The 23,216-nt window shown below is 73.4% G+C and carries 17 protein-coding genes and 1 pseudogene; 6 read left to right on the top strand and 12 right to left on the bottom strand.

Annotated features, from left to right (window positions below):
- Positions 1-376 precede the first annotated feature (376 nt).
- From DXZ73_RS26110 to DXZ73_RS26100, 3 genes are read right to left on the bottom strand one after another with little or no spacing between them, the layout of a single operon-like run.
- A complete protein-coding gene (locus tag DXZ73_RS26110; protein WP_116213484.1) occupies positions 377-1,597 on the bottom strand; it encodes an NADP-dependent isocitrate dehydrogenase in 1,221 nt (406 codons plus the stop codon).
- A gap of 58 nt (positions 1,598-1,655) precedes the next feature.
- A complete protein-coding gene (locus tag DXZ73_RS26105) occupies positions 1,656-2,069 on the bottom strand; it encodes a DUF3017 domain-containing protein (protein ID WP_116213483.1) in 414 nt (137 codons plus the stop codon).
- Positions 2,059-2,928, bottom strand: a complete 870-nt coding sequence (locus DXZ73_RS26100; protein ID WP_116213482.1) for a bifunctional methylenetetrahydrofolate dehydrogenase/methenyltetrahydrofolate cyclohydrolase — start codon at positions 2,926-2,928, stop codon at positions 2,059-2,061. Before DXZ73_RS26100 ends, DXZ73_RS26105 begins: the two co-directional genes overlap by 11 nt.
- Positions 2,929-3,089: 161 nt before the next feature.
- Between DXZ73_RS26100 and DXZ73_RS26095 the strand changes: the two genes are divergently transcribed.
- Positions 3,090-3,785: an RDD family protein gene (locus DXZ73_RS26095; RefSeq protein WP_240351493.1), complete on the top strand. Its 696-nt coding sequence runs from the start codon at positions 3,090-3,092 to the stop codon at positions 3,783-3,785.
- 66 nt (positions 3,786-3,851) lie between these two features.
- Here DXZ73_RS26095 and purH read toward each other — a convergent pair whose 3' ends face one another.
- Both purH and purN read right to left on the bottom strand, forming a co-directional pair.
- Positions 3,852-5,432 (bottom strand): bifunctional phosphoribosylaminoimidazolecarboxamide formyltransferase/IMP cyclohydrolase, encoded by a 1,581-nt coding sequence (purH, locus tag DXZ73_RS26090; protein ID WP_116213480.1) that lies wholly within the window; start codon positions 5,430-5,432, stop codon positions 3,852-3,854.
- Positions 5,429-6,061, bottom strand: a complete 633-nt coding sequence (gene purN / locus DXZ73_RS26085; protein WP_116213479.1) for a phosphoribosylglycinamide formyltransferase — start codon at positions 6,059-6,061, stop codon at positions 5,429-5,431. The genes purH and purN overlap by 4 nt, the downstream gene beginning before the upstream one ends.
- A 391-nt stretch (positions 6,062-6,452) precedes the next feature.
- Between purN and DXZ73_RS26080 the strand changes: the two genes are divergently transcribed.
- Complete coding sequence (locus DXZ73_RS26080) at positions 6,453-7,181, top strand: hypothetical protein (RefSeq protein WP_116213478.1); 729 nt, start codon at positions 6,453-6,455, stop codon at positions 7,179-7,181.
- Between the two features lie 155 nt (positions 7,182-7,336).
- Here the strand turns inward: DXZ73_RS26080 and DXZ73_RS26075 are convergent, their stop codons facing one another.
- The 6 genes and pseudogenes from DXZ73_RS26075 to DXZ73_RS26055 form a co-directional block, all read right to left on the bottom strand.
- Positions 7,337-9,538 (bottom strand): DUF6350 family protein, encoded by a 2,202-nt coding sequence (locus DXZ73_RS26075; protein ID WP_162890333.1) that lies wholly within the window; start codon positions 9,536-9,538, stop codon positions 7,337-7,339.
- Between the two features lie 197 nt (positions 9,539-9,735).
- Positions 9,736-10,620, bottom strand: a complete 885-nt coding sequence (gene sucD / locus DXZ73_RS26070; protein WP_116213476.1) for a succinate--CoA ligase subunit alpha — start codon at positions 10,618-10,620, stop codon at positions 9,736-9,738.
- A 20-nt stretch (positions 10,621-10,640) separates the two neighbouring features.
- A complete protein-coding gene (gene sucC / locus DXZ73_RS26065) occupies positions 10,641-11,816 on the bottom strand; it encodes an ADP-forming succinate--CoA ligase subunit beta (RefSeq protein ID WP_116213475.1) in 1,176 nt (391 codons plus the stop codon).
- A 241-nt stretch (positions 11,817-12,057) separates the two neighbouring features.
- On the bottom strand, positions 12,058-12,897 hold the full coding sequence (locus DXZ73_RS39600) for a VWA domain-containing protein (RefSeq protein WP_240351787.1): 840 nt from the start codon (positions 12,895-12,897) through the stop codon (positions 12,058-12,060).
- A 369-nt stretch (positions 12,898-13,266) separates the two neighbouring features.
- Positions 13,267-15,549: pseudogene (locus tag DXZ73_RS39595) on the bottom strand (DUF5682 family protein); the annotation flags it as partial.
- Positions 15,507-16,607 (bottom strand): ATP-binding protein, encoded by a 1,101-nt coding sequence (locus DXZ73_RS26055; RefSeq protein ID WP_116213473.1) that lies wholly within the window; start codon positions 16,605-16,607, stop codon positions 15,507-15,509. The gene DXZ73_RS26055 and the pseudogene DXZ73_RS39595, both read right to left, overlap by 43 nt.
- 128 nt (positions 16,608-16,735) lie before the next feature.
- On the opposite strand from DXZ73_RS26055, the gene DXZ73_RS26050 reads away from it, so the two are divergent.
- Positions 16,736-18,109, top strand: coding sequence for an SWIM zinc finger family protein (locus tag DXZ73_RS26050; RefSeq protein WP_116213472.1), 1,374 nt, complete (start codon positions 16,736-16,738; stop codon positions 18,107-18,109).
- A 52-nt stretch (positions 18,110-18,161) separates the two neighbouring features.
- Positions 18,162-19,751 carry a DUF5691 domain-containing protein gene (locus DXZ73_RS26045; protein WP_116213471.1) on the top strand — a complete coding sequence of 530 codons (1,590 nt, stop codon included), beginning with the start codon at positions 18,162-18,164 and terminating at the stop codon, positions 19,749-19,751.
- Positions 19,752-19,763: 12 nt separating this feature from the next.
- Here the strand turns inward: DXZ73_RS26045 and DXZ73_RS26040 are convergent, their stop codons facing one another.
- Complete coding sequence (locus DXZ73_RS26040; protein WP_116213470.1) at positions 19,764-20,165, bottom strand: cobalamin B12-binding domain-containing protein; 402 nt, start codon at positions 20,163-20,165, stop codon at positions 19,764-19,766.
- 384 nt (positions 20,166-20,549) lie between these two features.
- On the opposite strand from DXZ73_RS26040, the gene DXZ73_RS26035 reads away from it, so the two are divergent.
- Both DXZ73_RS26035 and DXZ73_RS26030 read left to right on the top strand, forming a co-directional pair.
- Positions 20,550-21,428 carry an esterase/lipase family protein gene (locus DXZ73_RS26035; RefSeq protein ID WP_116213469.1) on the top strand — a complete coding sequence of 293 codons (879 nt, stop codon included), beginning with the start codon at positions 20,550-20,552 and terminating at the stop codon, positions 21,426-21,428.
- A 253-nt stretch (positions 21,429-21,681) separates the two neighbouring features.
- The gene (locus DXZ73_RS26030; protein ID WP_116215860.1) at positions 21,682-23,193 is read left to right on the top strand and encodes a M23 family metallopeptidase; all 1,512 of its coding nucleotides are present in this window, start codon (positions 21,682-21,684) and stop codon (positions 23,191-23,193) included.
- The last annotated feature ends 23 nt before the right edge of the window (positions 23,194-23,216 follow it).

Raw genomic sequence — 23,216 nt, 5'->3', positions numbered from 1 at the left:
CTGTCCCCCGATGCGTACGGATGTCCCCACGGTCCCGGTGCTGGCTACCCAAGGGGATGCCACAACCCAGCATGGCAGTTCCCGGCCGAGGGGCGCACGGTGGCATTTGGGGTGAACGGCCCGGCCGATACGCGCCCTTGTGACACCGCGGGCACAACTGGTACACGACGGGGACCTCGTCCCAGAACCGTCACTTCCCGGCCACAGGAGGCTTGAAGATCTTGATCGGTGCCGTCCCGATCATGATTCTCGATGTCGGGCGGTGTCCCGTCTTCCCACGGGGGTGGAAGACAGGACACCGTGGCCGCTCACCGAAGGGAAGGCGGTCCGTCCTCCCCCGCCAGGGGAGGACGGACCGCCTTCCCGCGTCGGGGGGTCAGCGGTCGGCCATCCGCTTGCCGAGCCTCTCGTCCAGCGCGTCCAGGAACTGCTCCGTGGTCAGCCACGGGGTGTCCTTGGAGATCAGCAGCGCCAGGTCCCTGGTCATCCGGCCGCTCTCGACGGTCTCGACGCACACCCGCTCCAGCGTCTGCGCGAACCCGGTGACCTCGGGGGTGCCGTCCAGCCTCCCCCGGTGGGCGAGGGCCCGGGTCCAGGCGAAGATCGAGGCGATCGGGTTGGTCGAGGTCGGCTTGCCCTGCTGGTGGTGGCGGTAGTGGCGGGTGACCGTGCCGTGCGCGGCCTCGGCCTCCAGGGTGCGGCCGTCGGGCGACATCAGGACCGAGGTCATCAGGCCCAGCGAGCCGAAGCCCTGCGCGACGATGTCGGACTGCACGTCGCCGTCGTAGTTCTTACAGGCCCAGACATAGCCGCCCGGCCACTTCAGCGCCGAGGCGACCATGTCGTCGATCAGCCGGTGCTCGTAGGCCAGCCCCGCCCGCTCGAAGTCCGCCCGGAACTCGGCGTCGAAGACCTCCTGGAAAAGGTCCTTGAACCGCCCGTCGTACTTCTTCAGGATCGTGTTCTTCGTGGAGAGGTAGACGGGGTAGTTCCGCGCCAGGCCGTAGCGGAACGAGGCGCGCGCGAAGTCGCGGATCGAATCGTCGTGGTTGTACATCCCGAGCGCCACCCCCGGCCCCGGGAACCTGTGCACCTCCAGCTCGGTCGGCTCGGAGCCGTCCTCGGGGGTGAAGGTCATGGTGAGGGTGCCGGGGCCGGGGACCTTGAAGTCGGTCGCGCGGTACTGGTCGCCGAAGGCGTGGCGGCCGACGACGATCGGCTCGGTCCAGCCCGGCACCAGCCGCGGCACGTTGGCCATGATGATCGGCTCACGGAAGATCACCCCGCCGAGGATGTTGCGGATCGTGCCGTTGGGCGAGCGGTACATCGCCTTCAGGCCGAACTCCTCGACCCGCGCCTCGTCCGGCGTGATCGTCGCGCACTTCACCCCGACGCCGTACTCCGCGATGGCCCTGGCGGCGTCGACCGTCACCTGGTCACTGGTGGCGTCGCGGTGCTCGATGCCCAGGTCGAAGTACTTCAGCTCGACGTCGAGGTACGGAAGGATCAGCTTGTCCTTGATGAAGGACCAGATGATGCGGGTCATCTCGTCGCCGTCGAGCTCGACGACGGGGTTGGCAACCTTGATCTTGGCCATGGGGAGATCTTCGTCCCGCGCGCCCGCCCAGTCACGTTTCTCCGCGCGCGCCACGCCCCTAGACCGTGAAGTGCAGTACGTCCTCCAGCAGCGGGATCTTCACCCAGGCGTGCGGCTGCGCCATCAGCGTCAGCAGGACGATCGCCAGGCCCAGCCCGCCGTACGTCACCAGGTCGGTGAACCGCGAGCGCACGGCCAGCATGCCCACCGACGGCAGCGCCCAGCGCAGCACCGCGCCGCCGAGCATCGCCACGCCGACCAGCAGCGTCCCGACCCGGAAGACGTCGAACGCGACGAGCAGCAGGCCCAGGCCCGTCACCCCCAGCACGGCCAGCAGCGGCCACTGGCGCGCGGGGGCCGGAGCGTCACCGGGGGCCGCGCGCCCGCCCCCCTCGGGGCGGGCGGTGTCCCGGGTGAGCTGGAAGCGGCGCGACTTGCCCGGGCCCGGGCCCGGGCCCGTCTCAGCCCGCATTGCCGATCCCGGCGGCGCGCTCCGCGGCCTCCACGACGTTGACCAGCAGCAGCGCGCGGGTCATCGGGCCGACGCCGCCGGGGTTCGGGGAGATCCAGCCGGCCACCTCGGAGACGCCCGGGTCCACATCGCCCATGATCTTGCCCTCGCCGTCCCGGCTGACGCCCACGTCGAGCACCGCGGCGCCCGGCTTGACGTCCTCCGGCTTGATCAGGTGCCCGACGCCCGCCGCGGCGACGATGATGTCCGCCTGGCGCAGCTGGGCCGGCAGGTCACGGGTGCCGGTGTGGCAGAGGGTGACGGTGGCGTTCTCGGAACGGCGGGTCAGCAGCAGCCCGATGGAGCGGCCGACGGTGATGCCGCGGCCGACGACCACAACGTGCGCGCCGTTGATCTCCACCTTGTGGTGGCGGAGCAGCTCGATGATGCCGTTGGGGGTGCAGGGCAGCGGGCCGGGCACGCCCAGGACGAGGCGGCCGAGGCTCATCGGGTGCAGGCCGTCCGCGTCCTTGGCCGGGTCCATCAGCTCCAGCACGCGGTTGGTGTCGATGCCCTTGGGGAGCGGGAGTTGGACGATGTAACCCGTGCACTCGGGGTTGTCGTTGAGCTCGCGTACGACCGCCTCGATCTCCTCCTGCGTGGCGGTGTCGGGCAGTTCGCGCTGGATCGACGCGATGCCGACCTGGGCGCAGTCACGGTGCTTGCCGGCCACGTACCACTTGCTGCCGGGGTCGTCGCCGACGAGGAGGGTGCCGAGACCGGGCGTGACGCCCTTGGCCTTCAGCGCTTCCACGCGGGTGGTGAGTTCGGACTTGATCGCGGCTGCGGTGGCCTTGCCATCGAGAATCTGGGCGGTCATGCCCCCCATACTCCCGGATGGACCGGCGCTCGTTCCAATCAGGTCACGTCCTTACGCGCGCCGTATATCACGCGTCCCCTGTGCCTACGATGATCCGCGCCGTGGCGGATGCCCCGGCCGTCCCCAGTTCAGCCCGGCACCGACCGCTCGAAGGACCTCAGGTGACCCACCCGAACCCGCCCGGCCAGTACCCGTCCTACCCCCAGCAGCAGCCGGGCCAGCCGTATGGGCAGGTTCCGCAGCAGCCGTACCCGGGACAGCCGTATCCGGGGCAGCCCTACCCCGGCCAGCCCTACCCGGGGCAGCAGTACCCCGGCGCCGGCTACGGCCACCCCGGCCAGGACCCGTACGCCATGCAGCGCCCGCCGCTCGCCGGCTGGGGCTCGCGCGTGGGCGCCAGCCTGCTCGACGGCCTGATCGGCGGCCTGATCCCGATGGTCCTGTTCGTCGTCGGCCTCGTCATGATGGTCTCGGCCGCGAAGGACACCACCTGCGACAGCTACTCCAGCTCCTCCGCGTACCAGAGAACCTGCACGGTCGACTCGGTCGACACGGGTGCGATGACGACCGGCGTGATCATGTTCCTCATCGGCGCCGTCGCCGCGCTCGTGATCGGCCTCGTGATGCTCTACAAGCAGGGCAAGACCGGCCAGACGTGGGGCAAGAAGATCGTGGGCATCAGCGTCCTGCGCGAGCGCGACGGGATGCCGACCGGCTTCGGCATGGCCTTCGTCCGCAACCTCTGCCACATCGCCGACGGCTTCTTCTACCTCGGCTACCTGTGGCCGCTGTGGGACGAGAAGAAGCAGACCTTCGCCGACAAGATCGTCAGCACGGTGGTCGTCCGCACCAAGTGACCGGCCGGTCACGGCAGGACGAGGCCGCGCCCCGGGGTTCCGGGGCGCGGCCTCGTCCGTTCGTCATCAGTGGAAGAAGTGGCGCGTGCCCGTGAAGTACATCGTCGCGCCCGCCGCCTTCGCGGCCTCCACGACCTGCTCGTCACGGACCGAACCGCCCGGCTGGACCACGGCCTTGACGCCCGCCGCCAGGAGGACCTCCAGGCCGTCCGGGAAGGGGAAGAAGGCGTCGGAGGCCGCGTACGAACCGGCCGCGCGCTCCTCGCCCGCGCGCTGCACCGCGAGCTTCGCCGAGTCGACGCGGTTGACCTGGCCCATGCCGACGCCGACCGTGGCACCGCCCTTGGCCAGCAGGATCGCGTTGGACTTCACGGAGCGGCACGCCCGCCAGGCGAAGGCCAGCTCGGCCAGCTCGTCGGCGGAGAGCGCCTCGCCCGTGGCGAGCGTCCAGTTGGCGGGGTCGTCGCCCTCCGCCTGGAGGCGGTCCTTGGCCTGGACGAGCGCGCCGCCCTCGATCGGGCGGTACTCGCCGACCGCGCCGGGGGCGTCGGGGCAGCGCAGCACGCGGATGTTCTTCTTGCGGGCCAGCGCCTCGACCGCGCCGTCCTCGTAACCGGGCGCGACGATGACCTCGGTGAAGATCTCCGCGACCTGCTCGGCCATCGCCACCGACACCGGGCGGTTGACGGCGATGACACCGCCGAACGCCGACAGCGGGTCGCAGGCGTGCGCCTTGCGGTGCGCCTCGGCGACGTCCGAACCGACCGCGATGCCGCAGGGGTTGGCGTGCTTGATGATCGCGACGCAGGGCGCGTCGTGGTCGTACGCGGCCCGGCGCGCGGCCTCGGTGTCGACGTAGTTGTTGTACGACATCTCCTTGCCGTGCAGCTGCTCGGCGACCGCCAGACCGGTGCCCGTGCCGTCGGTGTAGAGCGCGGCGGGCTGGTGCGGGTTCTCGCCGTAGCGCAGGACCTGCTTGCGGCTGAGGACGACACCGGCAAAGTCCGGCCACGGGCCCTCGTCGGCCGCGTAGCCGTCGGCGAACCAGCTGGCCACGGCCACGTCGTACGCGGCCGTGTGCTGGAACGCCTCGGCCGCGAGCCGCTTGCGCGCGGTCAGGTCGAACCCGCCGTCCGCGACGGCCTTGAGCACCTCGGCGTAGCGGCCGGGGTTGACCACGACGGCGACCGAGGGGTGGTTCTTGGCGGCGGCGCGGACCATGGAGGGGCCGCCGATGTCGATCTGCTCCACGCACTCGTCGGGCGAGGCGCCGGAGGCGACCGTCTCCTTGAAGGGGTAGAGGTTGACGATCACGAGCTCGAAGGGCTCCACGCCCAGCTCGGCGAGCTGCTCCCGGTGCGAGGCGAGCCGCTGGTCGGCGAGGATCCCCGCGTGGACGCGCGGGTGGAGGGTCTTCACCCGGCCGTCCAGACACTCGGGGAAGCCCGTCAGCTCCTCGACCTTGGTGACCGGGACGCCCGCGGCGGCGATCCGCCCGGCCGTCGAACCGGTCGAGACGAGCTGGACGCCGGCCGCGTGCAGCCCCTGGGCCAGCTCCTCGAGCCCCGTCTTGTCGTAGACGCTGACCAGCGCGCGGCGGATGGGCCGCTTCGCGCCGTTCGTACCGTTGGTGCCTTCGGCAGTCACGGGATTCTTACCTTTCGTCCCTCTATGCGGTAGCCGTTGTGGGCCAGACGCCCCACGACATCGACGAGCAGCTCTCGCTCGACTTCCTTGATCCGCTCGTGCAGCGCGGATTCGTCGTCCTCGTCCTGGACCTCGACCACGCCCTGCGCGATGATCGGCCCGGTGTCGACGCCGTCGTCGACGAAGTGGACGGTGCACCCGGTCACTTTCGCGCCGTACGCGAGCGCGTCGCGCACGCCGTGGGCGCCGGGGAAGCTGGGCAGCAGGGCGGGGTGCGTATTGATGATCCGCCCCCCGAAGCGGGCCAGGAACTCCTTGCCCACGATCTTCATGAACCCGGCGGAGACCACGAGGTCCGGCGCGTACGCCGCCGTCGCCCCGGTCAGCGCCCGGTCCCAGGCCTCGCGCGTCGGGTGGTCCTTCACCTTGCAGACGAAGGTGGGCAGGCCGGCGCGCTCGGCGCGCTCCAGCCCGGCGATGCCGTCCCGGTCGGCGCCCACCGCCACGATCCGCGCGCCGTAGCCGTCCGGGTCGGCGGCGATCGCGTCGAGCAGGGCCTGGAGATTGGTGCCCGAGCCGGAGACCAGCACGACGAGCCGGGCGGGGAGCGCGGGAGGCGGGGAGGCCACGGTGGGGCCCTTTCTCGCGGGTGGTGCGGTTTGTATGGTCGTACAAGTCGGAGGGGTCCCCGAATACGGGGGACTCTACGAAGCCGCCGACCGCCAGCAACGATACCGGCACGCGGAACGGCCCCCACGGGACGGGGGCACGCACGGGAGGTAGCGTCTGGAAGCAGCGCACGGAAAGCGCGGGCCACGCGCATGGAATCCGAGCGCGACGCCGTACGTTCGGTGTGCAGTACGTCATGGCGTGCGGGGCACGCCTGCGACGTACAGGACGACGACACAAGGGGAAGACACACTCCACATGCCGGACCGACGCCTCCACGCGGCTCACCGCTTCCCGCTGCCCACCGAGGCCCTCCGGGGAGCGGCCGTTCATCCGGGGAGGACCGCCCGCATGTCCCACGACCGCCCCTCCCTGGACAAGCAGCCGCCCTCGGAGGAGCACCAGGACAACCCCTTCGCACCGCCGCCGGAGGGCGGGCCCGACCAGCCCTGGCAGCCGCGCGAGCACCCCGAGGGGCGCGGCGGCGAGAACGGCGACGACACCGGGGAGGGATCCGGCCGGGAGGGCGGGCAGCCCCCCGCCTGGGGCAGCCAGTGGAGCAGCAGGCAGCCCGGCCGCCACGACGGCGGCTTCGGCGGCGGCCCGGGCGGGCAGCGCCCGCAGCCCGGCGGCCCGGGCGGGCAGGGCGGCGGCCTCCGCTGGGACCCGACGGACCCGGCACAGCGCCGGGCGCGCTACGCGCTGCTGGCGGGCCTGTGGGGGTTCTTCTTCGCCCTCTTCAGCATTCCGCAGGTCGCGCTGCTCCTGGGTGCCCTGTCCGTGTACTGGGCCATCAGCTCCCTGCGCGCGAAGCCGCAAGCGGAACGGCGCCCGGACCCCGACACCCCGCCCCCGCCGCCCCCCGCCCCCGGCACGGCCCGCCCGCAGACCACGGCGGCCGTGAGCGGCCTGGTCATGGGCGGCCTGTCCCTCGCGATCGTGGCGGCGACGTTCGCCTTCCAGATCGTCTACAGCGACTACTACACCTGCGTGGACGACGCCCTGACCCAGACGTCCCGCCAGTCCTGCGAAACCCACTTGCCGAAGCAGCTGCGGCCGCTGCTGGGGGCGCAGGACTGAGGGGGCTCCTCAATCGCCGGACGGGCTGGAAAACCAGCCCGTCCGGCGATTGAGGACAGCGCGCGAAGCGTGCTTCGGGGTCTGGGGCGAAGCCCCAGTTCGGGAAGGGGCGGGGCTGGGGAAAAAGCCCGCCGCAGGCGGCAACGGACCCGCGCTCACGCCCCATCCGACGGCCGGCTCAAATCGCGCGGCTCGAACTCCGGCACCAGCCCGCCCCCGGAATCCCGCAGTGCAGCCCACCGCACCTGCCGCGCCCCCGTCTCGTGCCAGGCCGCGACCCCCGCGTCGTACGCCGCCCCCACGACCACCCCCTCCACCGGCACCCGCACCGCTTCGGCGGCCGCGGCGTGCCGCCCGCGCCCCTTCTTCGCCGCGGGCCGCCACCAGCCACGCGCCCACGGCCACTTCGGCTCGCGCTCGGCCTCCAGGACCGCGGCCCCCGCCCGCTGCCGGACGGCGGGCCCGGGCAGGACCAGGGAGGCGGGCGACGGCGCGGGCCGCACCGGCAGCTCCTCCACGGCCTGGGCCCCCTCGGGCTCGCGAACCTCCGGTTCAAGTGGCTCGGGCACCTCGGGCTCACGCACCCCGGATTGCCGCGCCCGGACCTCACGGATCCGGCGCTCACGCCGTGAGGTCTCGCGCCTCGCGCCCCCGCGCCTCGACGGCTCACGAGCCGTCGCCTCGCTCCTCGGGGCCCCGGGGTCCGGAGCCTCACGGACCAGGGCGGCCGCACCGGCCGGACCTTCCGACGGCTCCTCCTCCGCGCTCTCCACCGGCTCCGCCTCCTCCGGAGGAGAGCTCGCGCAGAACCCCAGCCACGCCCCGGCCGCCCGCGCCGCCGCGCCACCCGGCCACCGGCGCGGCCGCGCGACCGGTTCGGGCCCCGGCTCCGCCGGGACCTCGCCGGACCCCGGCGGGACCATCCCCAGGGCCGCCACGGCCCCCTTGCACCACGCGGGCACCGGCTCCGGCTGCCGTGCCCGGTGGCGGGGCGCGCGGGCCGGTGCCGGGGGCACGGCCGGCTTCCGCCGGGCGTGCCGCCGCACCCAGCGCAGGATCAGCGCGCCGGGCACGCCGAGGACCGTCGTCCAGACCAGCGCCGCGGCGCCCACGAGCCACCAGGGCGGGCCGAAGTCCTCGAGCGTGGCGTGCCCGAGCGGGCCGGACGCCGCGTAGGACAGGACGGCCATCAGCACCGCGCAGAGCACCGCGCCCAGCGCGGCGGTCGCGGCCGTGCGGCCGGCCTTCGACCGGCGCAGCGCCTTCGGCTCCCGCGGTACGGTCGCGAAGGCAATCGCCACCCCCGCGCCGACCGACAGCGCCGACGCCAGCGCCAGGGCCGCCGGACCGGACGCGCCGGGCGGCGGCAGGGCCGCGAAGAGGGGGAAGCGCGGCATCAGCGGATAGCCGGCCACCCCCAGCGGGCCGACGACGCCGTCCACGCCGACGGTGAACCCGGGCCCCAGCCCGTACGCCACCGCCCACACGACCGCGTTCGGCAGCAGCGCCAGGCACAGCAGCAGCACGGCGACGCGGCCGGACCACGCGACGGTCATCTGGAGCAGCGACTGCTGGGCCACGGCCGCGTGCGCGACGAGCGAGCACGCCAGCAGCAGCGTGCCGCCGCCGAGCAGGGCGCCGGTGCCGACGGCCCCGGTCCGTACGATCTCCGCCAGCCGGGGGCGCGTGAACCAGCGCCGTACGCCCCTGGGGAGCCCCTCCAGCGCCCGGCGCGCGAACGGCGGGGGCGTGATGCCGGGGAAGCCCGCGGCCGCCCACGCCCCGCCGCCCACGGTCACGCCCGCGAAGAGCGGCAGGTGCAGCAGGGCGCTCAGCGGCGCCACCGGGAGGGGGCCGGAGGAGGCGTAGAGCGCGGCGGCCGCGGCCACCAGGAAGTAGCCGCCGAGCAGGACCGCGATCGCCTTGCGCGGGGTCAGCCCGGCGTGGCCGTCCGGGCCGGGCCCCGGGAGGCCGTCCGGCGCGTCGTCCGGCGGCGGGTCCTCCACCGGGTCGAGCGCGTGCCGGGTCGCCCGGTAGAGCAGCCAGCCCGGGAGCACCGTGAACAGCAGGGGCGTCAGGCCGATCGGCGCGGGCGTGCCGGAGAGCGTCTCGGTGCGTACGAGGTGCGCGCCGTGCGCGAGCAGCCACAGTGCGGCGGCGACGCGCAGGGCCGTCGCGGGGCCGCTGTCGGGATACGGGGAGGAGATCCACAGCGCCAGGACGACCACGGCGAGCGTGCCGAGCCCGAGGCCCGCGGCGACCATCCCGCCGAGGAACACCGCGCCCGCCGGTGGCCCCGCGGCGGTGGACCTGCTCCGCGAAGGCAACGGCGGGCTGTGATCGGCAAAAGGGGTCACGGGGCCATGCTGCCAACAAGATGGCTTTCGTACGGGTAGCAGGCAAATAGCCGTCGTGTCGCCCGGATTCGTTTATGCACCTTTTAACCCTGGCGGGCGCGCGACTTCACCCGGGCGGCCCCGCCGAACGGCCGTGGGCCCGCACCCCTCACGGGATGCGGGCCCACGGCCTGGAACCGTACGGCTCAGACGGACACTCAGGCGGAGAGCGCCTCGCGCGCCAGCAGGGCGGTCTCGGACGGCGTCTTGCCGACCTTCACGCCCGCGGCCTCGAGGGCCTCCTTCTTCGCCTGGGCGGTGCCGGACGAACCGGACACGATCGCGCCGGCGTGGCCCATCGTCTTGCCCTCGGGCGCGGTGAAACCGGCCACGTAGCCGACGACCGGCTTGGTGACATTGGCCTTGATGAAGTCCGCGGCCCGCTCCTCCGCGTCGCCGCCGATCTCACCGATCATGACGATCAGGTCGGTCTCGGGGTCGGCCTCGAACGCGGCGAGCGCGTCGATGTGCGTGGTGCCGATGACCGGGTCGCCACCGATGCCGACGGCCGAGGAGAAGCCGATGTCACGGAGCTCGTACATCATCTGGTAGGTCAGCGTGCCCGACTTGGACACCAGACCGATGCGGCCGGGCTTGGTGATGTCGCCCGGGATGATGCCGGCGTTGGACTGGCCCGGGGTGATGAGACCGGGGCAGTTCGGGCCGATGATGCGGGTCTTGTTGCCCTTCGAGCCCGCGTACGCCCAGAAGGCGGCGGAGTCGTGGACGGCGATGCCCTCGGTGATCACGACGGCCAGCGGGATCTCGGCGTCGATCGCCTCGACCACGGCGGCCTTGGCGAACGCCGGCGGCACGAAGACGACGGTGACGTTCGCACCGGTCTTCTCCATCGCCTCGGCGACGGAGCCGAAGACGGGCACCTCGGTGCCGTCGAAGTCGACGCTCGTGCCCGCCTTGCGCGGGTTCACGCCACCGACGATGTTGGTGCCGTCGGCCAGCATGAGCTTGGTGTGCTTCATGCCCGTGGCGCCGGTCATCCCCTGGACGATGACCTTGCTGTCCTTGGTGAGGAAGATAGCCATGGTTGTGGAGTCCTCGTCCCTTACTTCGCAGCCAGCTCGGCGGCCTTGTCGGCCGCGCCGTCCATGGTGTCCACGCGCTGCACCAGCGGGTGGTTGGCGTCGGACAGGATCTTGCGACCCAGCTCCGCGTTGTTGCCGTCGAGGCGGACGACGAGCGGCTTGCTGACGTCCTCGCCCTTGGCCTTGAGCAGCTCCAGGGCCTGGACGATGCCCTTGGCGACCTCGTCGCACGCGGTGATGCCACCGAAGACGTTGACGAAGACGGACTTGACGTCCGGGTCGCCCAGGATGATCTCAAGACCGTTGGCCATGACCTCGGCGGAGGCACCGCCACCGATGTCGAGGAAGTTGGCCGGCTTGACGTTGCCGTGCTTCTCACCGGCGTACGCGACGACGTCCAGGGTGCTCATGACGAGACCCGCGCCGTTGCCGATGATGCCGACCTCGCCGTCGAGCTTGACGTAGTTGAGGCCCTTGGCCTTGGCGGCGGCCTCGAGGGGGTTGGCCGCGGCCTTGTCCTCGAGCGCCTCGTGCTCCGGCTGGCGGAAGTCGGCGTTCTCGTCGAGCGAGACCTTGCCGTCGAGGGCCAGGACGTCGCCGTTAGCGACCTTGGCCAGCGGGTTGACCTCGACGAGGAGCGCGTCCTCGGCGACGAAGGTCTTCCACAGGGTCACCATGACCTCGGCGACCTTCTCGGCGACCTCGGCCGGGAACTTCGCCTGGGCGACGATCTCGCGGGCCTTCTCGATGGTCACACCCTCGTTGGAGTCGACCGGGACCTTCGCGAGGGCCTCGGGGGTCTTCTCCGCGACCTCCTCGATGTCCATGCCGCCCTGCACCGAGGCCATGGCCAGGAAGGTGCGGTTGGTGCGGTCGAGGAGGTACGAGACGTAGTACTCCTCGAGAATCTCGGGAGCGGTCTCGGCGATCATCACCTTGTGGACCGTGTGGCCCTTGATGTCCATGCCGAGGATGTCCGTCGCGCGGGCGACGGCCTCGTCCGGGGTGGCGGCCAGCTTCACGCCGCCGGCCTTGCCGCGGCCGCCGACCTTCACCTGCGCCTTGACGACCGACTTGCCGCCCAGCCGCTCAGTGGCCTTGCGCGCCGCCTCAGGCGTGTCAATGACTTCACCGGCCAGCACCGGTACACCGTGCTTGGCGAAGAGGTCCCTCGCCTGGTACTCGAACAGGTCCACGCGCGTCCGTCCCTTTTCCATGGATATCGCGGTTCGTTGTCTGCGCGGGCGTGCCGCAGGCCAGCGTGACGACGCGATCTTTTACGAGGGCGGCACACGTTCACCGTTGACGCGGCATGTCCGTCTCGCAGGTTATCCCCGAGGGACGGAGGTCCCTAAATCGCAGGTCACACTCCGGCCGTGATTACGCTCACAGATCGCACACGGGTCGCTCACGGATCGCACGCGGAGCCGCCTTTCGTCAGGGCTCCGGGACGGGCAGCGGACGCTTCTCCAGCGCGGCGGCCATCACCTCCGGGAAGAGGTCGGGAGTGCAGGCGAAGGCAGGCGTGCCCAGGGCGGCGAGGGCCGCCGCGTGCTCGCGGTCGTAGGCGGGGGCGCCCTCGTCGGACAGCGCGAGCAGCGTCACGAAGCACACGCCGGACGCCTTCATCGCCGCGACCCGCCCGATCATCTCGTGGCGTATCCCGCCCTCGTAGAGATCACTGATGAGGACGACAACGGTCTCCGCCGGGCGGGTGATCCGTGACTGACAGTAGGCGAGCGCCCGGTTGATGTCGGTGCCGCCGCCGAGCTGGGTGCCGAAGAGCACCTCGACCGGGTCGGCCAACTGGTCGGTGAGGTCGACCACGGCCGTGTCGAAGACGACGAGCCGCGTGTCGAGGGACCGCATCGAGGCGAGGACCGCGCCGAACACCGCGGCGTGCACGACCGAGGCCGCCATCGAACCGGACTGGTCGATACAGAGGATCACCTCCTTCCGCACCGAGCGCGCCGCCCGCCCGTGGCCGACGAGCCGCTCCGGGACGACCGTGCGGTGAGCGGGCAGGTAGTTCTTGAGGTTGGCCCGGATGGTGCGGTCCCAGTCGATGTCCCGGTGCCGGGGCCGGGCGACGCGGGCCGACCGGTCGAGGGCGCCGCCGACCACCGCCCGGGTCCGCTGCGTCAGGCGCTTCTCCAGCTCCTGGACGACCTTGCGGACGACGGCCCGCGCGGTCTCCCTCGTGGTCTCCGGCAACACCTTGCCGAGCGACAGCAGGGTGCCGACGAGATGCACGTCCGCCTCCACGGCCTCCAGCATCTCCGGCTCCAGCAGCAGGGTGGACAGCCCGAGCCGGTCGATGGCGTCACGCTGCATCACCTGAACGACGGACACCGGGAAATACGAGCGGATGTCCCCCAGCCAGCGGGCCACGTACGGCGCGGACCCCCCGAGCCCCGCGCTCCCGCGCGCGTCCCCGTAGAGCGCGTCGAGGGTCCGGTCCATATGGACGTCGTCCCCTCGAAGCGCCGGACTGTCGCCACCCCCGTCACCCCCGAGCACAAGCCGCCACCGCCGCAGCCGCTCGGGGTCGGGGTGCGAAGAATCAGCCCGTCCGGCATTTGAGGACAAGGGGGTCCGGGGGCTCGCCCCCGGTTCGGGAAGGGGCGGGGCTGGGGAAAAATCCGCCACCCCCAACAGCACGCGCAGCACAGGCACCACCGCCGCCGCCCGCGCCTCGTCCACCCCCGCCCCAAACCCGGACGCATCCCGCGAGGCCACCGCCCCGCCCCGCCGGATCAGCTCGCCCAGAACCCGCCGCACCCCCGCCCCGTACGCGGAGAACGTGCGCCGCAAGAGCGGCAACACCCCGGTGAAAGCGGGCGGCGGCACGGACACCAGCCACGAATCCACCAGCCCGCGCAACCGCTCGTCGTGGACGAGCAGCATCCCGCCGGAGTCCCCGTCGCCCAGGAACCCCTCGATCCACGCGGCCGCCTCCACCGGTGCGACCGCGCCCGAGAGGGCGAGCCCCATGAGCAGGGCGGCGCGGTCCTGCGTCAGCCCGCCGTCGTCCAGCAGCAGTCGTGCGGCCCGCCCCCGGATCCCGCCGGGCAGGGCGTCCCGCCCGGCGAGCAGCCGCAGCACTCCGGCCCAGCGCTCCCGTATGCCGGGGGCCACCGCGGACCCCGGTCCGGCGAGCAGGCCCACCGCGTGGTGCACCGCGTCCAGATGGCCGCGCATGTCCGCCGCCGCGTCCGCGTCCAGGCCGGCGCAGGCGGCGGGGAGGCCGACGAAGACGCGCTCGGCGAGGCCCGCGGCCACCTCGCCGAGGGCGGCGGTGTCCGTACGGCGCACGTCGCCGTACCGCATCGAGCGGACCAGCGCGGGCAGGGCCGAGGCCAGGTGCGCGACGTCCGCGTCGAGCGCGGCGCGGTCGGCGAGGACGCGCATCACCGTGGGGAGGGCGTCGGGAAGCCCGGCGAGCAGGCACCGCTCGGCGAGGGCGGTGAGACCGGCGAGTGCCGGTGTGGCGGCCGCCTCGGCCTCGGCCTTCGCCGTCGCGGCGGCCTCGACGGTCGTCCCCCAGGAGCCCGCCTCGGCGACCCGCACGGACAACTCGGGCTCCCAGCAAAGCCGCCAGGTCTCCCGGAAGGTGCCCGTGCCGCCGCGGGGCCGCGACGGTTCGCCCCAGTCGACGCCGAGGAGCCGCAGCCGGTGCAGCAGCCGGCTGCGGGCGGCGTCGGTGTCCTTGCGCAGGTCGAGCTCCCGGTCCCGGGCGGCCGCCTCCGGCTTGAGCCGCAGCGTGCGCTGGAGGCGGGTCAGGTCCCGCCGCAAGGGGGTGGCGGGCGCGGAGTCGGGCACTTCGCCGAGGTCGTCCCCGATGACGAGGCGCTCCTCCACCAGGGTCAGGGGCGCGTCGGAGCCGTCGCACATCACGGACCGGACGGCGTCGAGGGTCTCGGTGAGCCCGGCGAGCGGGCGGCCGCGCAGGGTGGCGAGGGTGTCGGCGAGCCGTACGGCCTCGATGACGTGCGCCGGGGAGACGGGGTGGTCCTCGGCGCGCAGCAGCCGGGCGACCTCGGTCATCCAGCGCTCGACGGGCCGGTCGGGGGCGTGGAAGAGGTGGCCGTACCAGCCGGGGGACTCGATCCCCGCGCCGTAACCGCTGTGGCGGGCGAGGCGCCTGTGGGTCCAGGGCACCCAGCTGAGCTCGGTCCTGGTCTTGGGCAGCCCCTTGAGCTCGGCCCGGTCGGCGGCGACGGTCCGCTTTCCGGTGAGCGCCGGGACGTGCCAGGCGCCGCAGACCACGGCGACCGCGTCGCCGAACTCCCGCCGTGCCTCCCGCAGTTTCAGCCGCATGTGCGCCTCGCGCGCGGCGTCCCGGCCGCCGGTGTCGCCGTGCGCGGCCCGCAGCTCGGCCATGGCCTCGGCGAGGGCGTGGAACGGCGCGAGCGCGTCGCCCGCGCGCGGGGTGCCGCGGTGCTCGACGGCGTCCTCCCACCAGCGCTCGGGGTCGTCGTGGCCCGCGGCCTCCGCGAGCGCGGCCAGCGGGTCGGCCCGCTCCTTCCGGCTTTCTTCGCCGGGCAGTTGCTCCTGGTCGCGCAGTGCGAGGGTGTGGGCCGCGGGCAGGTCGATGAAGCGTACGGGCACGCCGCGGGCGAGGGCCCAGCGGATCGCGGTCCACTCCGGGGAGAACGCGGCGAGCGGCCAGAACACGGACCGCCCGGGGTCGTCGACGGCGTGGGCGAGGAGGGCGACGGGCGGCCGCATGCCCTCGTCGTCGGCGAGGTGGACGATCGCGTCGGCCTCGGGCGGGCCCTCGACGAGCACGGCCCGCGGCTCGCACAGGTCGAGTGCCGCCCGGACGGCCCGCGCGGAACCGGGGCCGTGGTGGCGGACGCCCAGCAGGGCCGGGCCGGTCCCGCTCACGCGGCGGCCTCCCGGCACGCGCGGTAGAAGTCCTTCCAGCCGTCCCGTTCGCGGACGACCGTCTCCAGATACTCCTGCCACACGAGGCGGTCCGCCGCCGGGTCGCGGACCACCGCGCCCTGGATCCCGGCGGCCACGTCGCCCGCGCGCAGGACGCCGTCGCCGAAGTGGGCGGCCAGCGCGAGCCCGCCGGTGACGACGGAGATCGCCTCGGCCGTCGAGAGCGTCCCCGAAGGGGATTTGACCTTGGTGCGGCCGTCGGCGGTGACCCCGTCACGCAGCTCGCGGAAGACGGTGACGACGCGCCGGATCTCGGCGGCGCCGTCGGGGACGGCGGGCAGGTCGAGCGAGCGGCCGATCTGGTCGACACGCCGGGCGACGATGTCGACCTCGGCCTCCGCGGTGGCGGGCAGGGGCAGGACGACGGTGTTGAAACGGCGGCGCAGGGCGCTGGAGAGCTCGTTGACCCCGCGGTCGCGGTCGTTGGCGGTGGCGATCAGGTTGAAACCGCGCACCGCCTGCACCTCCTCCCCCAACTCGGGGATGGGGAGGGTCCTTTCGGACAGGGCGGTGATGAGCGTGTCCTGCACGTCGGCGGGGATGCGGGTGAGCTCCTCGACGCGGACGGTCGCGCCCGCGGCCATGGCGCGCATGACGGGGCTGGGCACGAGGGCCGCGCGGCTGGGGCCTTCGGCGAGGAGCCGGGCGTAGTTCCAGCCGTAGCGCATGGCCTCCTCCGGGGTGCCGGCCGTGCCCTGCACCAGCAGGGTGGAGTCGCCGCTGACGGCGGCGGCCAGGTGCTCGGAGACCCAGGTCTTGGCGGTGCCGGGCACGCCGAGCAGGAGGAGCGCGCGGTCGGTGGCGAGGGTGGTCACGGCCACCTCGACGGTGCGGCGCGGGCCCACGTACTTGGGAGTGATCACCATGCCGTCGGGCAGGGTGCCGCCGAGCAGATAGGTGGCGACGGCCCACGGCGACAGCCGCCAGCGCTCGGGGCGGGGCCGGTCGTCGGCCGCCGCGAGGGCCTTGAGCTCCTCCGCGAAGGCGTCCTCCGCGTGCGGGCGCAGAGCTTCGGTCTCGATTCCGGGCACGGTCACAAGTCCCCCTCGTTCGTGCGGTTCCGGGTCACGTGGACAACCCTGCACCACACCACTGACAATCGGCCCCGGCGCCGGGAAGCCGCAGGTCAGGGCGATTGTCAGTGGGGGGTCGTAGCGTTTGGGACATGAATCCGCAGGGGGAACGCTGGACGGGGGATCAGGTGCTGGCGCTGGCGCCTGACGATCCATCACGCAAGGCGGGCGGCAGGCTCGCGGTGCCGGGTCCGTGGTCGGGCGCGGGGGCGCGCACGGGCGGGGGCGCGGTGTGGGGGGAGTGCGCGGGCAGCGGCGGCACGCCTTATCGGACGGTCGTGGATCTCGACAGCGCCGAGGGGCCCGGCTTCCACTGCTCGTGCCCGAGCCGCAAGTTCCCGTGCAAGCACGCGCTCGGCCTGTTGCTGCTGTGGTCGGCGGGTGAGGAATCAGTGCCGGTCGCGGACGGGCCGCCGCCGGACTGGGCCGGGCAGTGGCTGGACCGGAGGCGGCAGCGGGCGGAGTCCGCGGCGCCGCCCTCCGCACCCCCGGATGCCGACGCGGCGCGAGGTCGCGCGGAGCGCCGGGTGCGGCGCATCGCCTCGGGGGCGCGGGAGTTGGAGCAGCGGCTCGGCGATCTGCTGCGCGGCGGTCTCGCGGCCGCGGACGGCTCGGAGTACGGACCGTGGGACGAAACGGCCGCCCGCATGGTCGACGCGCAGGCCCCCGGACTGGCCTCGCGGGTGCGGGAGTTGGCGTCCGTGCGCGGTTCCGGCGGCGACTGGGCGTCGCGGCTGCTGGCGGAGTGCGCCCTGCTGCACACGCTCAACCAGGGCTTCCTGCGCCTGGACGGGCTCCCCGGGCCCTTGGCCGCCACGGTGCGGACGCGGGTCGGCATCACCGCGGACTCCGCGTCCCTGCTCGCCTCCGCCACCCCCGTCCGCGATCACTGGCTGGTCCTGGCGCAGTCCGACGGCGACGACGGCCGCCTGATCACCCGCCGGATCTGGCTCCGCGGCCGGCGTACGGGCCGCATGGCGCTGCTCCTGTCCTACGGAGCGGCGGGCCGGGCGCCGGAGTTGTCACTGCCCACGGGTCTTTCCCTGGACGCGGACCTCGCCTATTACCCGTCGGCGCGCCCCCTGCGCGCCGCCCTGGGCACCCGCCATGCCGCCCCCGGGCCCAGCCCCGGGCCGCCTCCGGGCGGCGATGCCGGCCGGGCGCTGGCGGCGTACGGCGAGGCGCTGCGCGACGACCCGTGGCTGGACGCCTGGCCTGTGCTCCTGGAATCCGTCGTCCCGATACCGGACCCGGAGGGCGGCTGGCAACTGGCCGACGCCCAGGGCGACTCGGCGCTCCCCGTCGACCCCCGTCACCGGGACCGTACGGGCCTGTGGCAGCTCGCCGCGATATCCGGCGGCCGCCCCGTCACGGTCTTCGGAGAATGCGGCCACCGCGGCTTCACCCCGCTGTCCACGTGGGCCCCGGAACCGGTCCTGCTGTCACCCGGCCTGTCCGGCATCTGAGAACAGGAGGTCCGGGACCGGCGCCCGTACGACCACACGAAAGGGCAAGCGCATGAACACCACCTGGGACGAGCTGGTCTCCGCCGCCCTGCTCGGCACCGAGCGGCGCACCCCGCCCGTGCGGCCACGGGAGGGCCAGGACGTCACCGCGGCCCTGCTGGACGCCGCGGCCCTGCACACCGTCCGGCGGCGCGCCGGGCTCGTGCCCGCCGCCGCCCGCGCCCGGCCGGAGCCCGCGCCCGCGGACCCCCGGCCCGCGCTGCCGCCCGCGGCGCGGCGGCGGCTGGCGCTGCTGCTCGCCGACCGCTCCGGGTCCGGGAGCGGCGGAGGGCGGCGGATCGGCGCGCCCGATCTCACGGAGCTGCTGCCGCAGTGGCTGGCGACCGCCAATGGGCACGGCTATCAGGCACCCGCCGATCTGCTGCCCGCGCTGCTGGAAGCGGCCCGCGCCCGCACGGATCTGCGTCCCGCGGCGCTCGCGCTCGGCGGACCCCGGGCGCGGTGGCTGGCCGGGCTCAACCCGCAGTGGAAGTACGCGCTCCGCGCCGGGTCGGCCACGGCGCCCGGCCGCGCGGCGGCAGCGGGCCGGGCCGGCACCGACGAGGCGCGCCAGGTGTGGGAGGAGGGGCTGTTCGCCGAGCGGGTGGCCCTCCTCGGCTCCGCGCGGCGCCACGATCCGGCGGCCGCGCGGGAGCTGCTCACGAGCACCTGGCAGACGGAGCGCGCCGAGGACCGGCTGATGTTCCTGGACTCGCTGCGCGAGGGGCTCTCCCCCGGCGACGAGCCGTTCCTGGAGCGGGCCCTGGCCGACCGGAGCCGCAACGTCCGGAGCACGGCGGCCGAGCTGCTGGCGGCCCTCCCCCACTCCGCCCTCGCGCGGCGGATGGCCGAGCGGGCGCGTACGTGCGTGGCCCTGGAGCGGACGGGCGGTGCCGCCCGGATAGCGGTCGAGGCGCCGCACGAGTGCGACAAGGGCATGCAGCGGGACGGCGTCGTCGCCACTCCGCCGTCCGGCCGCGGCGAGCGGTCGTGGTGGCTGAGCCAAGTCGTGGAGGCGGCACCGCTGGCCATGTGGCGGGAGCGGTTCGGGGGCCGCGGCGCCGAGGCGGTCGTGACCCTGCCGGTCGCCGACGGCTGGCAGCCGGAGCTGCACGCGGCCTGGTGCCGGGCCGCCGTGCGCCAACGGGACGCGGAGTGGTCACGGGCCCTGCTCGGCCCGGCGACGGCGCCCCAGGAAGGCTCGTCGTGGCGGGACCCGGCGAAGCTCCTGTCGGCGCTGCCGCCGAGGGAACGGGCGGAGTGGGTGGCGGAGTTCATCGCGGCGCACGGGCTGTCGGAGGCGTTCCGGCTGCTGGGCGTGTGCGAGGTGCCGTGGGCGGAGCCGCTGGGCACGGCCCTGGTCGACGCGCTCGACATCGCCCGGGACGCGGGCAGCTATCCCTGGAGCTTCAGCGGGGTGATGGGCCTGGCCGAGCGCTGTCTGGACCCGGCGCAGGCGGACCGGCTGGAGATGCTCACGGCGCTGTCCGACGAGCCGCCCTCCGCGTCACCCGGCGCGGTCGCCTATTGGGCGGAGGCGTTCGGCCGGCTCGTCGGTACGTTGCGCCTGCGTGCGGTGATGGCCGCGGAGTTGGCGGGCTGAGGCGTGGGCCCCTCACGCCCTGACGTGCTCGTTGACCCACTCCACGATCGACGCCGTCGTCGCGCCCGGGGTGAAGATCGCGGCCACGCCCTGCTCCTTGAGCGGGGCGATGTCCGCCTCGGGGATGATGCCGCCGCCGAAGACCTTGATGTCCGCCGCGTCGCGCTCCTTCAGCAGCTCGATCACCTTGGCGAAGAGCGTGTTGTGCGCGCCGGAGAGGATGGACAGGCCGATCGCGTCGGCGTCCTCCTGGATCGCGGTGTCCACGATCTGCTCCGGTGTCTGGTGCAGGCCGGTGTAGATGACCTCCATGCCGGCGTCACGCAACGCACGGGCGATGACCTTGGCCCCGCGGTCGTGACCGTCGAGCCCCGGCTTGGCCACCACTACGCGGATCGGACCGGTCACTCCCATCACTGCCTCCAAGTACGACAAGTACGACGCCGGCGACCGGCCGAGAGGATTCCCCGCGCCTCGGGGGGCGGGGATGTGAACGAACGTTATCCCCAGCATCCCGCACGCGGCCGTTTCGCGGTGGAGAGGGAGGGGGAAATCACACGTGGGACAACACGTTCGCTACGCACCGCCCTCGCGCTTCCGTATCTCACGGGCCATGGAGCCTCTCGTGTCACCGGGGCGGCGGGGCAGCGGGCGGTCGCGAGGGGAGCCGCGGCGAACCCGCCGTATCACTGTGCCGACAGCCGCACGGCACAGCGGTGCGGCCGGTGGCGCACAGCTGCCCGTGAATGCGCACGGGGGGAGAGAGCCACCTTCTGTGTGCCGTTCAGGAGGTCGGCCATGGTGGCCCTTCGCTTGCTCACCATCCTCTCCGCCCTGCTGCGCCCCTCGGCGCTGCTCGTCCGGTCCACTCTGCTGGAGCTGGCGATCCTCACCGGCCACGCGCTGCTCTACCCCACCGGCCTGGCCCAGGAGCGCCGCCCGCCGCCCCTGCCCCCGCCACCCACAGGGCGCAACGACACGCCCGACGCCGAATCCGAATCGGGAACAAAAGGCCAAACAGCACAGAAAACAGAACAGGAGTCCCACCCGCCCGTGCTCCTCCTGCACGGTTTCATCGACAACCGTTCGGTTTTCGTCCTCCTTCGCCGCTCCCTCCGCAGGCACGGCTGGCAGCAGGTCGAGTCCCTGAACTACTCCCCGCTGACCTGCGACGCCCGGGCCGCGGCCGAGCTGCTGGCCCGCTACGTGGAGGAGCTCTGCGCGCGGACGGGCCGGGCGGAGGTCGACGTGGTGGGGCACAGCCTGGGCGGACTGATCGCGCGCTATTACGTCCAACGCCTGGGCGGCGACGCCCGGGTGAGGACCCTGGTCACCCTCGGCACCCCGCACGGCGGCACCCGCGTCGCGCCGTTGATGTCCGCGCATCCCCTTGTCCGGCAGATGCGCCCGGGGTCGGACGTCATAGCCGAACTCGCCGCCCCCGCCCCCGATTGCCGAACGCATTTCATCAGCTTCTGGAGCGACCTGGACCAGATAATGGTGCCGGTCGAGACAGCGCGCATCGATCACCCGGACCTGATCACCCGCAATGTCCGCGTGACCGGTGTCGGCCATCTCGCGCTGCCGGTGCACGGGGCGGTGGCGGCGGGCATCCGCCAGGCCCTGACCACGGAGGAAACCGCAGCTGACGCGTCCGGCGCGGCGTCGGTCGCCTGATCCCGGGCCGCCTCCCGAACGGCGTGCGCGGCCCCGCGCGTTCACCCCTGAGGGGGCACAAACTCGAATCCGCCCGACAGAAAACCGAACAAGTATCGAACGTCAAATCGGTTTCCCGGGATTCAGTCCACCGAAAGGCGGCCAAATGCCCGCCCCAGGACCACCTGAAACGTGACGAAGATTGTCGCCATCCCGAACCGCCGGGTACAGTCGCCGCTAATTCTCCTGCTCCCGAGGCGAAAGAGAAGTGGTGGTGAACGACCGTCACCCGTCGGCGGGCTCGAGCCCGGCCGGTCCCGCTCAGGACATCTCCTACGGGCACTACACGTCGTACGAGCAGCAGGCCACCCCGCACGGCTACCCCGGCTACGAAGGCCAGGACTCCGGCCAGTGGGACACCTCCGCCTGGGGCCACTCCCCCGACGCCTCCTGGGGCGGCAACACCTCGGGCTGGGGCCAGTTCGCCGACGGCGGCTGGGACCAGGGCGCCACCGGGCAGACCCAGACCTGGGAGTTCACCGGCTACGACACCGGGCAGACCGGCCAGTGGGACACCTCCGCCTGGGGCCACCCGGGCGGCGCCCAGGCCCCGGACACGGGCTCCTGGAACACGGCCGGCGCGTACGACACCTCCGGCTCCGGCTGGGGCCAGTTCGCCGACGGCGGCTGGGCCCCCGACACCTCCGTCCACGCCCAGAGCTGGGACACCACCGGACAGCACGCGACGACCGGGACGGCCCCCGACTGGGGACGGCAGCAGGCCGCCGGCTGGGGCGATGTCAGCGAGCAGCAGACGCAGACCTGGGACGCCGGCGCGTACGCGGCCGTGGAAGAGCCCGAGGCACAGCGCACCCCCACCCTCATGGTCGACCTCTCCGGCGCCGACCTGGACCCCGGACCCGGCGCCCGGTCCGTCGCCGACGCCGAGACCCGGACCATGTCGGTGATCGAGCCGCCGGAGCCCGGGGACGAGCAGGACGTGCCGACCGGACCGGGCATCCCGGCGCAGAGCCGCAGCCGCCGCAAGGGCGCACCCTCCCGGACCAACTACCGGCCGCGCCGCAAGGCCCTGTTGACCGTCGCCGTGCCGTCGGTCGCGGTCATGGGCGTCGCGGGCATCGCCGCCGCCTCCGTCTCCGGCGGCGGCAAGAGCGATTCCAAACAGACCCAGGCGGCCTCCGCTCCGGACGCCGCGGCCGTGCCCTCGATCGCCAACAGCAAGCTGGACACCCAGCTCGCCGGGCTCAGCCGGGGCGCCGACGACTTCGCCACCCGCGCCACCCGCACCCAGGAACGCCTCGACCTCAAGGCGCGCCAGGAGGAGGAGAAGAAGCGCAAGGCGGAGGAGGCGGCGCGCAAGGAGGCCGAGCGCCCCAAGTTCGCGCTCCCCGTCACCCAGCACGGGCTGAGCGCGTACTACGGACAGGCCGGCGTCAACTGGATGTCCGTGCACACCGGCATCGACTTCCCCGTCAGCTACGGCACGCCGGTCATGGCCGCGACCGACGGCACGGTCCGTACGCAGTACAACGTCGCCTACGGCAACATGGCCATGGTGACGTCGCCCGACGGCACCGAGACCTGGTACTGCCACCTCAGCAGCACCAAGCTCCGCTCCGGCCAGGTCAAGGCCGGTGACGTCATCGCCTACTCCGGTAACTCCGGCAACTCCACCGGCCCGCACCTCCACTTCGAGGTCCGCCCGGGCGGCTCGGCGGTCGACCCGCTGCCGTGGCTCCGGGCGCACGACCTGGACCCGACCTAGGCATACCCACCGCGCTTGTTCCG

Origin of the sequence: Streptoverticillium olivoreticuli subsp. olivoreticuli, assembly GCF_003391135.1 — a bacterium.
In the GTDB taxonomy this organism is placed as follows: domain Bacteria; phylum Actinomycetota; class Actinomycetes; order Streptomycetales; family Streptomycetaceae; genus Streptomyces; species Streptomyces blastmyceticus.
Note: the sequence above shows the minus strand (reverse complement) of the source record. Positions and strands in the feature narration are given on the sequence as shown.

Excerpts from the sequence above, each read along its gene's own strand:
- DXZ73_RS26110 (WP_116213484.1), bottom strand. The coding sequence starts at position 1,597 with ATGGCCAAGATCAAGGTTGCCAACCCCGTCGTCGAGCTCGACGGCGAC.
- DXZ73_RS26105 (WP_116213483.1), bottom strand. The coding sequence starts at position 2,069 with ATGCGGGCTGAGACGGGCCCGGGCCCGGGCCCGGGCAAGTCGCGCCGC.
- DXZ73_RS26100 (WP_116213482.1), bottom strand. The coding sequence starts at position 2,928 with ATGACCGCCCAGATTCTCGATGGCAAGGCCACCGCAGCCGCGATCAAG.
- DXZ73_RS26080 (WP_116213478.1), top strand. The coding sequence starts at position 6,453 with ATGTCCCACGACCGCCCCTCCCTGGACAAGCAGCCGCCCTCGGAGGAG.
- sucD (WP_116213476.1), bottom strand. The coding sequence starts at position 10,620 with ATGGCTATCTTCCTCACCAAGGACAGCAAGGTCATCGTCCAGGGGATG.
- DXZ73_RS39600 (WP_240351787.1), bottom strand. The coding sequence starts at position 12,897 with ATGCTGGAGGCCGTGGAGGCGGACGTGCATCTCGTCGGCACCCTGCTG.
- DXZ73_RS26050 (WP_116213472.1), top strand. The coding sequence starts at position 16,736 with ATGAATCCGCAGGGGGAACGCTGGACGGGGGATCAGGTGCTGGCGCTG.
- DXZ73_RS26045 (WP_116213471.1), top strand. The coding sequence starts at position 18,162 with ATGAACACCACCTGGGACGAGCTGGTCTCCGCCGCCCTGCTCGGCACC.
- DXZ73_RS26040 (WP_116213470.1), bottom strand. The coding sequence starts at position 20,165 with ATGGGAGTGACCGGTCCGATCCGCGTAGTGGTGGCCAAGCCGGGGCTC.
- DXZ73_RS26035 (WP_116213469.1), top strand. The coding sequence starts at position 20,550 with ATGGTGGCCCTTCGCTTGCTCACCATCCTCTCCGCCCTGCTGCGCCCC.